A 14,232-nucleotide genomic window follows, 5' to 3' on the forward strand; every position below is an offset into this window, starting at 1 on the left:
TGTACATAAGTGTCAATTTAATAATCATATATGTACATAACTCTTGTCAAACTTGTTCGGCTTGATAAAATTCCGATATGGAACAAAACATCACGAATGATGCAGGGTGGCGCGGCTCGCCCGATTTATGGCTTCAGGCAGCTTATGATGCGCTGATCGAAAGTGGCATTGACGCCGTTCGCATCATGCCGCTTGCCAAGTCGCTCGATATTTCGCGCACAAGTTTTTACTGGTTTTTCAAGGACCGCGAAGAGCTGCTCGACGCGCTTATTGCACGCTGGCGCGACAAGAATACGGGCGCTCTTCTGCGTCAGGCTGATGCCTATGCTGAAACAATACAGGAAGCGGTCCTGAACGTGTTTGACTGCTGGCTGGACCACAGTCTGTTCGATTCCGCTTTTGAATTTGCGATCCGCAGCTGGGCGCTTCAATCGACCGACGTCGAAGACGAGGTGAGGAACGCCGACGCCATACGCCTGGAAGGCCTGGCGCGGATGTTTGAACGTTTTGGCTTTGGCGGCCCCGTGTCCGATGTGCGTGCCCGCACGCTCTATCTGGTGCAGATCGGATACTTTTCCATGCGAACGCGGGAAGAGACCGATGTGCGCCTCGCGCGCATCCCCTATTATGTCGAGACATTCACAGGCCAGGCGCCAGAGCAAAGGGAACTGGACAGATTTCTCTCACGACACAGGGCGCGATGATGGGATATGTAAGTCCGAGTGACCGCTCGATAAGAAATTCCGCCCCGTGCAATAATTTAATGCCAATTATCGATCAACTCTTCCGTGCAAACCAGTTCGAGCTGCTCGCTAAAACGCTGATGGCAGAGGGAAATGATCGCGTCATGCGTCTGATCGGAAACACTGCACACGGCGTCGGTGACCACAATCACCCGGTATCCTCGATCCACGGCGCCCAATAGCGTTGCCAGGACACAAAGGTCGGTCTCAGCGCCGCTGACGATCAGTGTGTGAACACGCCTTTTGTGCAGATATCGCTGGAGAAAGCCTTCTGTCCAGGGAGAATATACAGTCTTGTCGAGCAGAGCGGCGGGTGGCGAAAATTCCCGCAGCGGGGCGACGAGTTCAATAAGCCACGGATCCACACGTTCAAGGGTAAGGGCTTCCCACTTGCGGTAATAACTCTTCCATGCTCCCATCGCCGCCTCTGGTGACTTGGGGGGTATGAAACGGGTGAAAACCGTATCCTCACTGCGTCGGGAACAGATATCGACGATATTGGGCAGGATTGCCTCGACCCACGGCACATGCCAGGGCGATGCGGGGCCAAAGAGATTCTGCATATCAATGCAAAGATGCATGCAGCCTTCTCGCAGGTTGCCCCGTAAAAGCCCGGTTTCCAGAGGCATTTATCCTTCGATCCTTTCCACGGCGCTTTGGCCGCTCGCTCCCTCGATCATAAGCAACATCCGCGCCAATGCCTCATTCACCGCATCGGCCGGGGAAAGTTGAATACATTGAGGATTTTGAAAGTAAACGGAAACGGTGTTGCCGGAATCGTCAAAGAACTGAACGGAATAGGCTTCATCGTCTTCTATCGAAACGACCTGTGTTGCCATCATCATCTGCCAAACTCCTGTTGGACTTACCGAACTCACCAGAATGGCTTTCGTTCCCGCGATGTTTCCTGGAGCAGAGGTGGTTTGAGGTGCGAGCGATAAAGATCGCGATCGTTCTCGCGGCGGCGAGCTGTAAGAATGTACGCTAGCGTACATTTACCCACTTTGGAGGGAACCAACTGGCCGGCACGATCTTACTTCCCCGGTGAAGGAGGAATACACCATGCCATCAAAATCGGATTTCGAAAAAGAGGTGTTGGCGCTGGTGCCCGCGTTGCACCAGTTCGCCCGGACGATGTGCCATCAAAGTTCCGACGTCGATGATCTGGTGCAGGAGACGCTTCTGAAAGCTCTGCGCCATCGAGACAGGTTCACCCCTTACGGCTCGCTCAAGTCGTGGCTGTTCACCATTATGAAAAACACGTTCTGCACCAGGATCAAGAAAGCGCGCCGCGAAGATGCGCTCGAGACGTGGGAGGAGCCGACGATAAGCGCGCCTCAGGAATTGGCGCTCGAATTGCAGGATGTCGGCGAGGCATATGGTAAATTGTCCCCCGCGCATAAAAAGGTGCTCGATCTGGTGATATTCAACGGGCTAAGCTACGAACACGCCGCGATGGCAACCGGCTGCACGATCGGAACGATCAAGAGCAGGCTTAACAGGGCGAGAGCTCGGCTCGAAAGCAATTTACACCCGGGTGGGATAAGCGTTTCGGAGCAATAGCCGAAGCGGGGTGGGCGAACCTTGCTCACAGTCTGGAAACGAGATCTCTGCAAAGTGCTTCCGGAACCAATTTTTGCTCCGCAGGTTCACCCTCATGACGAACGACCGAGGTGCACCAGATGTCTTTTCCGCCGACAGATGCCAGGGCCAATAAGCTTCTGGCATTGCTTTCTCCGTCCGACTACGAGAACGTCATCCGCGAGACATCATATGCGGAACTCCCACGCGGTACGATACTCGCGAAAACGGGAAAGCCGATCGAAAAGGTCTATTTCCTCACGGCGGGTATCGGTTCAATTGTCGTTACCACCACGGAAGGACGCCGGGCAGAAGCGGGAATCTTCGGATGTGACGGATATATTCCGACCTCCGCGATCGCCGGGGTCGAAACCAGTTCATATGATGTCCTCGTGCAGGTCGCCGCGCAAGGCTACGAAATGCCTTATGACAAGTTTCGCCGGTGGATGGAAGGAAACCGCAACTTTTCGAAGATCATGATCCGATCCATCGAGGCCTTTTCTATTCAGCTTGCTTATACAGCCGTTTCGAACGCCATTCACGGCGTCACGCAACGCTTAGCCCGTTGGCTGCTGATGTGCGATGACCGAATATCCGGCCATAAAATTTCTCTCACCCACGAATTCCTCTCAGTCATGCTTGCCGTTCGTCGTCCCAGTGTCACGACTTCCCTTCACATTCTTGAGGGATTAGGCCTGATCAAGTCAGAACGAGGAGTGGTTTTTATTCGTAACCGCCACGAACTGGAACGCTATGCCCGGGACGCCTATGGCTGGCCGGAAAGGGAATCCGCGCGACTGATGCAGGGCATTGGGCCGATGCAGGATTAGGATCGGTCTTCCAAAAAATTTCCAACAATTCGGTTGTCTCTTCAGGTTGGAGCGAACTGAAACCTTTTGCCGCGCTGTTGGTTGCGTTTCCGAAACCCAGGAACAGGAGACAGGAAATGCAGTTCAAAGTACTGGGAGAAGGCGAAGGCCAGCGCACTTTCATCGTTGTGCTGCCCCGGGAAGAAGCCGTGGTCGCAACGCTTGAACGTTTTGTCCGCGAACAGGCCCTCACTGCGGCCTCGTTGTCCGGGATCGGCGCTTTCAGCCAAGCGACGCTGGGATTTTTCGACCTTGAACGGCAGGACTATCACCGGATCGAGATCAACGAACAATGCGAAGTGCTCAGCCTGCTCGGCGATTGCGCGCTGGATGAACAAGGAAGGCCCGGCCTGCATTTGCATGTCGTTGTTGGAATGCGCAGTGGTGAGGCGAAAGGCGGTCATCTGATCGAAGCGACAGTCCGCCCAACGCTGGAGGTGATCATCAAGGAAAACGCAAGCACCATGATGCGGACCTATCGACCGGAACTGGGCCTGGCATTGATCGATCCGAAAAAATAGCGGTGGAATGCGCCTGCCGCAGCTGGCAGATACATCCCGCTACAGGAGCGGCTTGCCGCCGGTGACAGCTACGGTGGCGCCCGAAGTGAAGCTCGACAGCGGGTCTGCCAGCATGACATAAGCAGAAGCAAGTTCTGCCGGTTGGGCAGGCCTTTTCATAGGTGTCTGCTTGCCGAAATTTCGTACCGCATCTTCGGGAAGGGTTGAGGGAATGAGTGGGGTCCATACCGGCCCGGGAGCGACAGCATTGGCGCGAATGTCCTTTTCCGCCAGAAGCTGCGCCAGTCCCGCAGTAAAATTCTGGATCGCGCCCTTGGTCGTTGCATAGGCCAGCAGACTCGGATTCGGCATATCAGAATTGATGGAAGCCGTATTAATGATCGCAGATCCGGGTTTCATGTGAGGAATGGCTGCTTTCGTCAGATAGAACATCGCGTGGATGTTGACGCGAAACGTCAGTTCCCACTCCTCGTCGCTGATATCGTCGAGCGCCGAGAAACTTGCCTGATGAGCCGCATTGTTCACCAGAATATCGATGCCGCCCAGCTCGCTCACAGCGCGATCAACCACATCGCGGCAAGTCTGTGCATGCTGGATATCGCACTTCATCAGGACAGCCTTTCTGCCCTCTTTCTCAATGAGTGATTTGGTGGCGAGCGCGTCTTCATCTTCTTCCAGATAGGCGATCAGCATATCCGCGCCTTCGCGTGCATATGCTATCGCCACAGCTCGGCCGATACCGCTGTCTCCCCCCGTGATAATCGCCCGCAACCCCTCCAGTTTGCCCGACCCCTTGTAGGAGGTTTCCCCATGGTCGGGCGTCGGATTCATCTTTTCTGTGTAACCGGGCATGGGTTGGTGCTGGGTTTCGAACGGCGGCTGTGGATATTGTCTTTCCATTTCGGCTTGTCCTTTCTTTCGCTCACCGCCCTAACAGCGAGCTGCGGCATATGTTCCAGGACAAAACTTTGGTGGTGCCAGCCACGAAGACAATTTGGGGGTATTTATCCCCTCTGGAACGCGGTCGAGGTGCTCATAGAAGGTTTCTCTTGACCACCTCAAAGATATGCAGACGCCTCCGGGCCCGGTGTGTGCGAGCCTATGCTCTGAAGCGATAAATCCGCTAATCACCACTTTACGCGAAAGCCGATATTTCCCTTGTAGCAGTAACTATCACCGAATTCGGCCAGGCTGGTGTTAACTGAACCCTTTCCATAGATCGAATATTTATCGCCATCCCAATTGTAGCTACCGCCCAGCCCGACGCCACCCCATAGGCGTTCGTTGCTGTTGGCGAAGCTGGGGCAGCGCCGGATCAATCATAAGTCCGCTCGTAAGATCACGTGCCCCACAACGCCACGAAGTGCTCCGGCGAAACCTCGCGATATTCACGCAAAGGCACGACAAAATCCGCGGGCCGAATAGGGCTCTTGAGTTCTCCCCCTTCGCTTGAAAGCCTGGTCTTGCGTCGGTCAGGGTCAGGGATCGGAACCGCCGCCATCAGCTTGCGTGTATAGTCGTGTTGGGGGTTTTCAAAGACCGACGACCTCGGCCCTATTTCTACGATCTCGCCCAGATACATTACGGCCACGCGATGGCTTACACGCTCCACAACGGCCATGTCATGCGAGATGAACAGGAACGCTAGATCAAGGCTCTCCTGAAGATCCAGCATGAGGTTGATGACCTGAGCCTTGATCGAGACATCCAGCGCCGACACACTTTCATCGGCAACGATAACCTTGGGCTTCAGGGCAAGCGCGCGGGCGATACAGATGCGCTGTCTTTGCCCGCCGGAAAATTCATGCGGGTAGCGCTTTGCCATATCCGGCGTCAGGCCGACCTTTTCCAGCATGTCTGCGACAACATTCTTCGCATCCCTTGCGCTTCCCAACCGGTGTTCAATGTAAGGTTCCGCAATGGCGGCTCCCACCGTCATACGCGGGTTCAACGACGCGTAAGGATCCTGAAAGATCATCTGAACAGTTCGGCGCATCTCGCGCATGGACTGCCTGCCGAGGCTGAGGATATTCTGGCCTTCCACCAGAACCTCACCGGAGTCCGGTTCGGTCAATCGCATGATGGCGCGCCCGGTCGTCGATTTCCCGCACCCGCTTTCGCCGACCAGCGAAAGGGTTTCCCCCTTGCGCAGAGTGAAAGACACGTTCTCCACCGCATGGACACGCCCGCTCAGTCGAGACATGAAGCCTGAATAAATCTCGAAGCGCTTTGTAAGACCTTTTACTTCCAGCACCGGAACATCGACGTTGTCGACGGTATCCGCCACTTCGACCGGTTTTTCCGCGAGCCCAGTCGCATCGTCTACTATCGGAAACCGTAGAGGACGTTGATAGCCCTGCATCGAACCCAGTACAGGAACCGCCGACAAAAGTGCTCGCGTATAGGGATGTTTGCTTTGCCTGAAAATATCGGCCGTCTGTCCTGTCTCAACCTGCTTTCCACGAAACATGACAACAGTACGATCCGATATTTCCGCCACCACGCCCATATCATGCGTAATGAAAAGAACCGAAGTGCCCTCTTCTTCCTGCAACGTTTTGATAAGATCGAGGATTTGGCCTTGAATGGTTACATCCAGTGCCGTGGTCGGTTCGTCGGCGATCAGCAATTTGGGTCTCGATGCCAGAGCCATTGCAATCATGACGCGCTGACGCATACCGCCCGAAAAACGATGCGGATATTCATCAAAGCGGGATGCAGCGGACGGAATGCGGACCTTTTCAAGCAAGCGGACCGTCTCAGCGCGCGCGTCTGCCTTCGACATTTGCGAATGGCAGAGCAATGCTTCGGAAATCTGGTCGCCGATTGTGAAGAGCGGATTGAGGCTCGTCATCGGCTCCTGAAAGATCATGGCAATTTCGTTGCCGCGAATGCGGCGCATTTCATTTTCCGAGAGCGTCAGAAGCTCCCGACTGGCCAAGCTGATACTGCCTTCGATGCGGCTCGTATCCTTCTGCAGAAGACGCATGATCGACAGCGAAGTAACACTCTTGCCCGAGCCGGATTCGCCGACGATTGCGACGGTTTCTCCCGGATGAACGTCGAAGGAAACATCATCGACAACCGGTTTCCATGCGCCGTCGACCAGAAAGGAGGTAGTCAGTCCTCGAACGGATAAAACAGGTTCGTGTTTTCCAACCGTCGCAAATTTCCCAGACGTCATAATGTTCCTCCGCGTTACTCAGCCTCTGCCAGCCATCAATCCGGCCAACGCAGCAAGCCATCGAAGCGATGCCTGCTTCGGTCCTCAAAGGGGGTAGCGATAATCTCGTTCGATGCCCGGGCTCTGTCGAGTTCCTCACCCAAACGTCGAGCCACGACAGTCTCCTGTCCGGGATGCAGATTGCATGGGTCGAGATAGAAATAGTTGTGCTCTACCTCATGGTCACGGGTTATGATCGGTGGATTCCCACGCGCAAGAGCGGTTACGAGATCCCAAGCCGTGATGTGCGCATCGGCTGCAGACACAATCACTCGCAGGCGGTCGAGCGGATTGTTCGTCGGATCTGGTTCGATCAGAGCCGTGACACCGGGGCGGCCATCAAGCGTTCTCTTCCACAGTTCCAGATATCCGGTTTCCCGTTCGCGAATTCCGGCATGGTCACGCTTTTCCCATGCTTCCAGTGCAGCCATGACGCCGTAAATGCTCTCTTTGCCAACTTTCATGCCGCGCCCAATGCCGAGATTTTGCAGGAAAGCATGGCGAACGAGTTCCTTCTTGCCTGCGACAATCCCCGAGCTTGGGCCGCCAAGAAACTTGTGTCCCGAATAGATTGCAATATCTGCGCCCTTTTCCAGAAAGAGCTTCAGGTCATATTCGGATGCAGCATCCACGATCACCGGCACGCCCCTGGCGTGCGCGATCTCGACAAACTCGCTTAGATGCAGAAGGCCATAGTCCACAACATGGTGCGATACGACATAAACCGCCGCAGCCGTCTTTTCGGTAATCGCATTCTCCATGTGATAGCGATGGGTAGATGTCGCCTGTCCGATCAGGACGACCTTGCCTCCCGCAAGCCGGATTGCCTGATCGACCGGAGCGCCGTAACTGACCACGTGACCGGTCTGCACCAGAACTTCGTTCTTTTCAGGCGTCGTATCCGGCAGCCTTTCAATCGCGAGAAGGTTGTTGCCTGTCATGGTTCCGGCAACAGTAAGTGTAATGCCTGACGAGCAGGACGCCGTGACGAAGCCAGCTTCGCCGCCTGTCAACCGTGCAATCACTTCGCTTGCCTTGCGCTGGAGATCGTTGACCTCGACGAACTGGGGCAAGATCGCTGCCATCGCCTCTATTGCCTCGGGCACCACGATGGATGCGCCAAGCGATGTCATCGTGCCGGAAACATTGATGACCGGTCGAAGCCCGATCTTGCGGCGGATATCATCGGTCATGTCAATTCTCCCATTTCTTTCGCTGTCTCAGGTATCGACATATATGCCATAATAATGTAATAACTTCTCGAATTTCACACGGAGCACTTGAGTGAGCGTATTGTCAACCGCTATTCCCGCCGAAACGTCCCCTGCAGACGATACCGAAACCAAGTCGACACGCCGCTCGCGTGTCAGCGGCATCGACCGTGCGTTGCAGGTGATTGACTATCTTTATGAGGCCGGCGCTCCAGCTGGTCCCTATGCGATTGCCAAGGCGATCAAGGCGCCTCTGTCCACGGTCTATGTGACCATCGATGATCTCGTTGAGAAAAACATGCTCGCCCGCAACGCGGACGGTGCGATCTGGCTCGGTGCGCGGCTCTATCATTACGGTCTTGCCTACGCGCGGTCGCTTGATTTCATGAGCGTCGCCACGCACGAAATGCATGATCTCTGCCGCGAAGCGAACGAAGCAGTGCAACTGTGCGGCCGGGATGGAGACCATATGCTTGTTCTGGCCATGGCGGACGGACCAAGCCCGTTTCAGGTTGCCTCGCGTGTCGGCACAAGAGTACCTTTGAACTGGACTGCATCCGGTCGGCTTCTGGTGGGGCATTTGGCTGAGAATGAACGGATCGAGCTTTTCAAGCGCTGCGCCCGGACTTCTCCGACCGGTCGGGCCGAAATCGACGCCACGAGTCTCTCGGAGGCTGCGGCGAAAGCCTTCGATGAGCGGCTCTCGATCCAGATTGCGGAATCCGACTATGCCGTTGCCTGCATTGCTTCCCCGATCTGCGACCGCGATGGACAATGCGTTGCGACAATCTCCATCGTGCTTCCTGAACAGAAAGTGCTTTCCGACGAAAGCCGCTACACCGGTCAGGTGCGCGCTTCGGCGGCGAAGATCGAAAAGCTGATGGGCTGGCGCAATCATTGACGCTGTCCTAGTCTTTCAGGGCGACGATCGCTTCGATCTCAACCGTGATATTGCCCGGCAAGGAACCGAAGCCGACGGCTGAACGCGCATGTTGACCGGCTGCACCAAACACTTCGATGAAAAGATCGGAGCAGCCGTTGATGACATTGGGGTGTAGCTCGAAGTCGGGCACGGCGTTGACCATGCCCAACAGCTTCACGACACGCTTTACACGGGAAAGGTCGCCAAGCGCTCCGTGCATGACGGCCAGCAGATTGATACCGGTGAGACGGGCATCCTGATAGGCCTGATCCACGCCGATGTCGCCGCCGACCTTACCGGCCCGCAAATGTCCGCTCTCTTCCCTTGGCCCTTGCCCGGAAAGATAGAGGATGTTGCCTTCCCGAACATGCGTGACAAAGTTCGCGATGGGCGGCGGCGGCGGCGGCAAGGTTATGCCAAGTGAAGCCAGGCGCTCATAGGGGGAGTATCGTACTTCGGTCGTTTGGAGAGAATGGGACACGAATTTTCCTCATCATTTCGTCACGGGACGTTCCCGCAAAATTCAATGCGGCGCTGCCAGTTTCAGCGCCACGAATAGCCGTGGCTGTGGCGAACGAGTTTGCGCGCACGCGGCACATAGCGGCTGGCCGTAATCGCCTCAGCGCCAATGACTGCGTAGCGGGGCTCAAAAAGCCTGTTCAGCCGAGACACATCACCATTGGAATCCGTCGCTTCCAAGTCGGCATCAACCAGATCGAAGATCGTGAAATCGGCACGTTGCCCAACAGAAAGCCGGTTTTCCATCGAGAGCTTGATCACCGATGCCGGGTTATGCGTGACGGCTTCGATGACATTTTCAAACGGCATGTTGACCGACAGCAATTTGGACATTGTTGTCGCCAGATCCCAGACAGGAAAGTTCATCGAATGTCCGTGCAGGTCTGTCGAGATCGAGAATGGAAGGAGTCCCCGTTCAATTGCCGCCTCCGCGACCTTGAACGAGAAGGACGCCCCGCCGTGGCCAATATCCAGCCGGATGCCCTCGCCCGCGCAGCGTTCCGCGAGGTTGAACAGGTCTTCGTCTTCCATGATGCTGGAGCCGGACTTGCCGTTGAAGCAATGCGTAACCACATCGCCGGGCCCGAGAATTTCAAGAACTTCATCATAGAGCGCGGGCGGCTCACCCACATGGACCATCATGGGCACTTTCAGTATCTTCGCGATCTTCTTGCCAAGCTTGACTGGCGTAACGCCCCACGACCCGGTTATGACGTGGCTGGCCCGGACCTTGATCCCCACGATATGCTCGCTATTGGCTGCGTAGCATTCGAGAATACGGTCGAGATCAATATCTTTGATATCGCGCAATTCCGGAACCCGGTTGCAGGCGACAAGGCCGATTGAACCAAGATTGAGGAAGGCTTTGATCCGTTCCCTGGCAGGTTCAATGATATATTCCCGGAAGCCGTGAAAATTGGCCTCCCCCGCCGAACCGGCATCGACGAGTGTCGTCACCCCTCGTTCAGCGCCGCATTCGGAAGGGCGTATCGAGATATCCGTACCACCATGCCAGATATGAACATGCAGATCGACCCAACCCGGCGAAATCCAGGCTCCCTTGCCATCGATCCGCTCCACCTCTGCCGGTGCGTTCAACGACTTGCCGATGGCGCTGATATTGCCGTCCTTCCCGACGAGAATATCGGTCGTCGTATCGGAATGTTCACCGAAAGCTACCGGTCTGACATTGGTGATGAGAAGCGGCTTCGCCTGTTCACCGGAAATCATATTACAAATCCCTTCGCAGTCTTGGATCGAGCATGTCGCGTAGTCCGTCGCCAACCATCTGAAGCGAGAGGACGGAAAGAATGATGGCGAAGCCGGGGAAGTAGGTCATCCAGTCGGCTTGGCCGATATATTGGCGTCCCGCGGCGATCATGGTTCCCCAAGTTGGAATCTCGGGGCTTACGCCGAGACCAAGGAAGGAGAGCCCCGCTTCGGCAAGCATTGCGCTCGCAAAGAGGAAAGTGCACTGCACGATGATGGGCGAGATCAGATTTCTCAGCACGTGCCGCGTCATGATGTGGAATGTCGAGATTCCAAGCGATTGAGCCGCCTCGACATAAGGCAATTCACGGATCACCAGCGTCGAGGCGCGCACGATGCGCGCCAGCCTCGGTGAGTAGACGACTGACAGGGCAACGATGACCGTCGCCAGCGATGGGCCGAGCGCAGCGACCAGCGCGATGGCCAGCAGAATGTCGGGGAACGCCATCATCGCGTCGATCAGGCGAGCGATGGGAGTATCCAGACGCTGAAAGAAACCTGCGAGCAATCCGAGTGTCACTCCTATGATCGCCGACAGGACGACAACAGCCGCGCCCACCATAAGTGACAGCCGTCCGGCATAGATCGTACGAGAAAAGACGTCACGTCCGAACTCATCCGTGCCAAACCAGAACATTTCGCTCGGCGGCTTGAGACGGTTGACGATGGATAGCTTCGACGGCGAATAAGGTGCAATCCAGGGCGCCAGCAGCGCGAGGATGGCAAAGACCGCAAGCACGATAATGCCAGCCGCCACTGTCTTGCGTTTGAACAGCCGACGGACAAACAAAGCGCGTTCCGAGGGTGCTTTTTGCGTAGTCGTAACCAGATCGGCCATCAGTAGCGAACCCTCGGATCTACGAACAGATAGAGCATGTCGATGATGAAATTGATCAAGACATAGAGCCCCGCGATGACGAGCAGCGCGCCTTGGATTACCGGATAATCCCGACGCAGGACTGCAGACACCACAAGATTGCCAACCCCCGGCAGGCCGAACACTGTTTCCGTCACCACGGCGCCGGAGATCAGGACGGCCGCGGTGAGACCAATCACGGTCAGGATCGGGATCAGCGCGTTCTTCAAGGCATGCTTCATGATCACACGCCGCTCTATCAGGCCCTTTGCGCGCGCCGTGCGGATGTAATCGTCACCTAGAACATCAAGCATTGAGGCACGTGTGAAGCGCAGGATCAGGGCAGAGGAAACCAGCCCCAGCGCGATGGCTGGCAGGATCAGATGATACATTCGATCCATGAAGCTCGAACCCGGCCCGCCATAGCCGGACACCGGAAACAGGTTCAGCCGGACCGCAAAAAACTGCATGAGGATAAGGCCGAGCCAGAAGCTCGGTATGCTCGCTGCGAGCATGGCAACCGTCGTTGCAGCCTGATCCACAAAGGAACCACGTCTGTAAGCCGCATAAACTCCGACCGGCAGAGCAATGATGCATGCAATCAGAAGCGAAAGAACTGTCAGAAAGAACGTCGGCTCGGCTCTATCGAGCAATGCTGCGCCGACTGGCATGTTGAGGAATATCGACTGGCCGAGATCGCCCTTCAGCAGCTGACCTATGTAGTAAAAGTACTGAATGACCAGCGACTGATCCAGACCAAGCCGGGCGCGCAGATCGGCAATATCCTGCGCCGATGCATCTGGTCCAAGCATGACGGCGGCAGGATCGCCGGGCGTCACCCGGACAATCACGAACACGATCGTCACGACCAGAAACATGACGACAGCCATGCCGACAAATCGCTGAAGGATGTAGCGCACCATGCGATCAGATTCTCCAGATTGAAGATTTCAGCAAATGCCGACCGGACGGACGGCATTTGCATTGCCGGGAGTTACTTCTTCAACGAAGCATTCCAGAAGTAAGGCCACGGCGCTGGCTCAACGCCCTCCAGCTTGGTGGACATCGCCGCGACAGCATTGAAGTCGCCGATCTTGATCAGGGGCAGTTCGTCATAGATGGTCTTCTGAACGTCTGCCCACAGCGCAATGCGCTTGTCCGGATTGGATTCCGACGTGAAAGCATCGACTACGGTTTTACGCGCTGGCGTGTCCCACCAGCCCGGCGAACTGGTCGACAGAGACCCCATCAAAGCAGGTTCGGGCAGGAAAGGGCTGTGCGTTATATAGATATCCCAGAGCTTGGGATCAGCACGGCGCTGCGTCAGCGTCGCCCAATCGACAACCTGCAAATCCACGTTGAAACCGGCAAGCTTCAGATATTCGGCGGCCACCTGCGCCATCTTGTAATGGAACTCATATTGGCGGCTGGTCAGAATGCGCAGCGGCTCTCCATTGTAGCCGGCAGCCTTCAAATCTTCTGCTGCAGCTTCCGGCTGGGCCACGTTATAATTGCCTTCCACACCCGCGTCCGTATTCCAGACGAAATTGGAAGGATAGAAGGCACCGTCTAATGCGTAGAATTCCGTACTGCCGAACGCAGCCGCAAGCATGTCTTCCATACTCAATGCGTGTGTTACAGCCTTTCGTACCGGCAATTTCGACGCCACCCCTTCCTTGGTGTTGAAGACAAACACAGGATAGCCGAAGGGCTTCAGAAGCAATGGCTGGGAAGCTGTCGAAGACTTGATCTTGTCAAAGGATTCGACCGGAATGGAATCGACATAATCATACTGTCCGGAAACCGCGGCCTCGACACGAGTGTTGGCGTCCGGGACCGATACGAAACGGATTTCGTCGAGATATTGATGACGCGCGCCGCCATAACCGTCGCTCTCGCCGTCGCGCGACTTGTAACCGTCGAAACGCACGAGCTGAATATACTGATCTGCCTTTCGCTCCTTGAGCATATAGGGACCGGTGCCGATAAATTCGTTCATCGGCTCAGCCTGCTTTTCTGAGGGTATGATGATCGCCGCAGAATTGTTGAAGGCAAGCAGTGAGGTCAGTGGCGCATATGGCTGCTTGAGCGTTATCGTCACCGTAGCCGGATCGGTCGCCGCGATATTTTCAATAAAGACCGATGCCTGTTTTCCCCGCGAAGCGAGCTTTGTCCAGCGCTCCAGCGACGCAACCACGTCTTCCGACGTCATGTCGCTACCGTCATGGAACTTGATGCCGGAACGGAGCTTGATCGTATAGGTTTTTCCGTCCGCGCTGATTTCCGGCAGGCTTTCTGCCAATAATGGCGTCGGCTTCCATTCCTTGTCGAAGGTGTAGAGCGTTTCGAAAATATGCTGCGTGACGATCCCCACCAGATCAGCGGTGGAAACCATCGGATCGAGCGTCGGCGGCTCGCCGATTGTCGCGACATTGATAACGCCGCCCTTATCCTGCGCCAGTGAAGCACCGGGACTCAAGAGCATCGCAGAAGCCAGAAGGAGTGCTAGTTTGATCCG

The 14,232-nt window shown here is 55.8% G+C and carries 15 protein-coding genes and 1 pseudogene; 5 read left to right on the forward strand and 11 right to left on the reverse strand.

Annotated features, from left to right (window positions below; genetic code table 11):
- Positions 1-77 precede the first annotated feature (77 nt).
- Positions 78-704: a TetR/AcrR family transcriptional regulator gene (locus tag JNC63_RS11385; RefSeq protein WP_006469713.1), complete on the forward strand. Its 627-nt coding sequence runs from the start codon at positions 78-80 to the stop codon at positions 702-704.
- A gap of 56 nt (positions 705-760) precedes the next feature.
- Here JNC63_RS11385 and JNC63_RS11390 read toward each other — a convergent pair whose 3' ends face one another.
- Together JNC63_RS11390 and JNC63_RS11395 are read right to left on the reverse strand one after the other, a co-directional pair.
- Complete coding sequence (locus JNC63_RS11390; RefSeq protein ID WP_006469712.1) at positions 761-1,372, reverse strand: cysteine hydrolase family protein; 612 nt, start codon at positions 1,370-1,372, stop codon at positions 761-763.
- Entirely contained in the window at positions 1,373-1,588 is a 216-nt protein-coding gene (locus JNC63_RS11395; RefSeq protein ID WP_006470710.1) for a hypothetical protein, read from the reverse strand.
- 217 nt (positions 1,589-1,805) lie between these two features.
- Between JNC63_RS11395 and JNC63_RS11400 the strand changes: the two genes are divergently transcribed.
- The 3 genes from JNC63_RS11400 to JNC63_RS11410 all read left to right on the forward strand — a co-directional run bounded on the left by JNC63_RS11400 (position 1,806) and on the right by JNC63_RS11410 (position 3,714).
- Positions 1,806-2,306 (forward strand): RNA polymerase sigma factor, encoded by a 501-nt coding sequence (locus JNC63_RS11400; protein WP_006470711.1) that lies wholly within the window; start codon positions 1,806-1,808, stop codon positions 2,304-2,306.
- A gap of 119 nt (positions 2,307-2,425) precedes the next feature.
- Positions 2,426-3,154, forward strand: coding sequence for a Crp/Fnr family transcriptional regulator (locus JNC63_RS11405; RefSeq protein ID WP_006469709.1), 729 nt, complete (start codon positions 2,426-2,428; stop codon positions 3,152-3,154).
- Between the two features lie 116 nt (positions 3,155-3,270).
- Complete coding sequence (locus JNC63_RS11410) at positions 3,271-3,714, forward strand: PPC domain-containing DNA-binding protein (protein WP_006470712.1); 444 nt, start codon at positions 3,271-3,273, stop codon at positions 3,712-3,714.
- 39 nt (positions 3,715-3,753) lie between these two features.
- Here the strand turns inward: JNC63_RS11410 and JNC63_RS11415 are convergent, their stop codons facing one another.
- The 4 genes and pseudogenes from JNC63_RS11415 to JNC63_RS11430 form a co-directional block, all read right to left on the reverse strand.
- Entirely contained in the window at positions 3,754-4,614 is an 861-nt protein-coding gene (locus JNC63_RS11415; protein ID WP_006469707.1) for an SDR family oxidoreductase, read from the reverse strand.
- Positions 4,615-4,841: 227 nt separating this feature from the next.
- A pseudogene (locus tag JNC63_RS11420) lies at positions 4,842-5,015 on the reverse strand (autotransporter outer membrane beta-barrel domain-containing protein); the annotation flags it as partial.
- Positions 5,016-5,053: 38 nt separating this feature from the next.
- Positions 5,054-6,898, reverse strand: a complete 1,845-nt coding sequence (locus JNC63_RS11425; protein WP_006469704.1) for an ABC transporter ATP-binding protein — start codon at positions 6,896-6,898, stop codon at positions 5,054-5,056.
- Between the two features lie 35 nt (positions 6,899-6,933).
- On the reverse strand, positions 6,934-8,130 hold the full coding sequence (locus tag JNC63_RS11430; RefSeq protein WP_063620392.1) for an aminotransferase class V-fold PLP-dependent enzyme: 1,197 nt from the start codon (positions 8,128-8,130) through the stop codon (positions 6,934-6,936).
- Between the two features lie 91 nt (positions 8,131-8,221).
- On the opposite strand from JNC63_RS11430, the gene JNC63_RS11435 reads away from it, so the two are divergent.
- Positions 8,222-9,049 carry an IclR family transcriptional regulator gene (locus JNC63_RS11435; protein ID WP_006469702.1) on the forward strand — a complete coding sequence of 276 codons (828 nt, stop codon included), beginning with the start codon at positions 8,222-8,224 and terminating at the stop codon, positions 9,047-9,049.
- 7 nt (positions 9,050-9,056) lie between these two features.
- Here JNC63_RS11435 and JNC63_RS11440 read toward each other — a convergent pair whose 3' ends face one another.
- From JNC63_RS11440 to JNC63_RS11460, 5 genes are all read right to left on the reverse strand, one after another.
- Entirely contained in the window at positions 9,057-9,551 is a 495-nt protein-coding gene (locus tag JNC63_RS11440) for a RidA family protein (protein ID WP_006469701.1), read from the reverse strand.
- A gap of 62 nt (positions 9,552-9,613) precedes the next feature.
- On the reverse strand, positions 9,614-10,819 hold the full coding sequence (locus tag JNC63_RS11445) for an amidohydrolase/deacetylase family metallohydrolase (RefSeq protein ID WP_006470715.1): 1,206 nt from the start codon (positions 10,817-10,819) through the stop codon (positions 9,614-9,616).
- Between the two features lies 1 nt (position 10,820).
- Positions 10,821-11,696, reverse strand: coding sequence for an ABC transporter permease (locus JNC63_RS11450; protein ID WP_006469699.1), 876 nt, complete (start codon positions 11,694-11,696; stop codon positions 10,821-10,823).
- The gene (locus JNC63_RS11455) at positions 11,696-12,637 is read right to left on the reverse strand and encodes an ABC transporter permease (RefSeq protein ID WP_006469698.1); all 942 of its coding nucleotides are present in this window, start codon (positions 12,635-12,637) and stop codon (positions 11,696-11,698) included. The genes JNC63_RS11450 and JNC63_RS11455 overlap by 1 nt, the downstream gene beginning before the upstream one ends.
- Positions 12,638-12,708: 71 nt before the next feature.
- Complete coding sequence (locus tag JNC63_RS11460; protein ID WP_266018360.1) at positions 12,709-14,199, reverse strand: ABC transporter substrate-binding protein; 1,491 nt, start codon at positions 14,197-14,199, stop codon at positions 12,709-12,711.
- Between the last annotated feature and the right edge of the window lie 33 nt (positions 14,200-14,232).

Origin of the sequence: Brucella ciceri, from assembly GCF_041930145.1 — a bacterium.
In the GTDB taxonomy this organism is placed as follows: domain Bacteria; phylum Pseudomonadota; class Alphaproteobacteria; order Rhizobiales; family Rhizobiaceae; genus Brucella; species Brucella intermedia.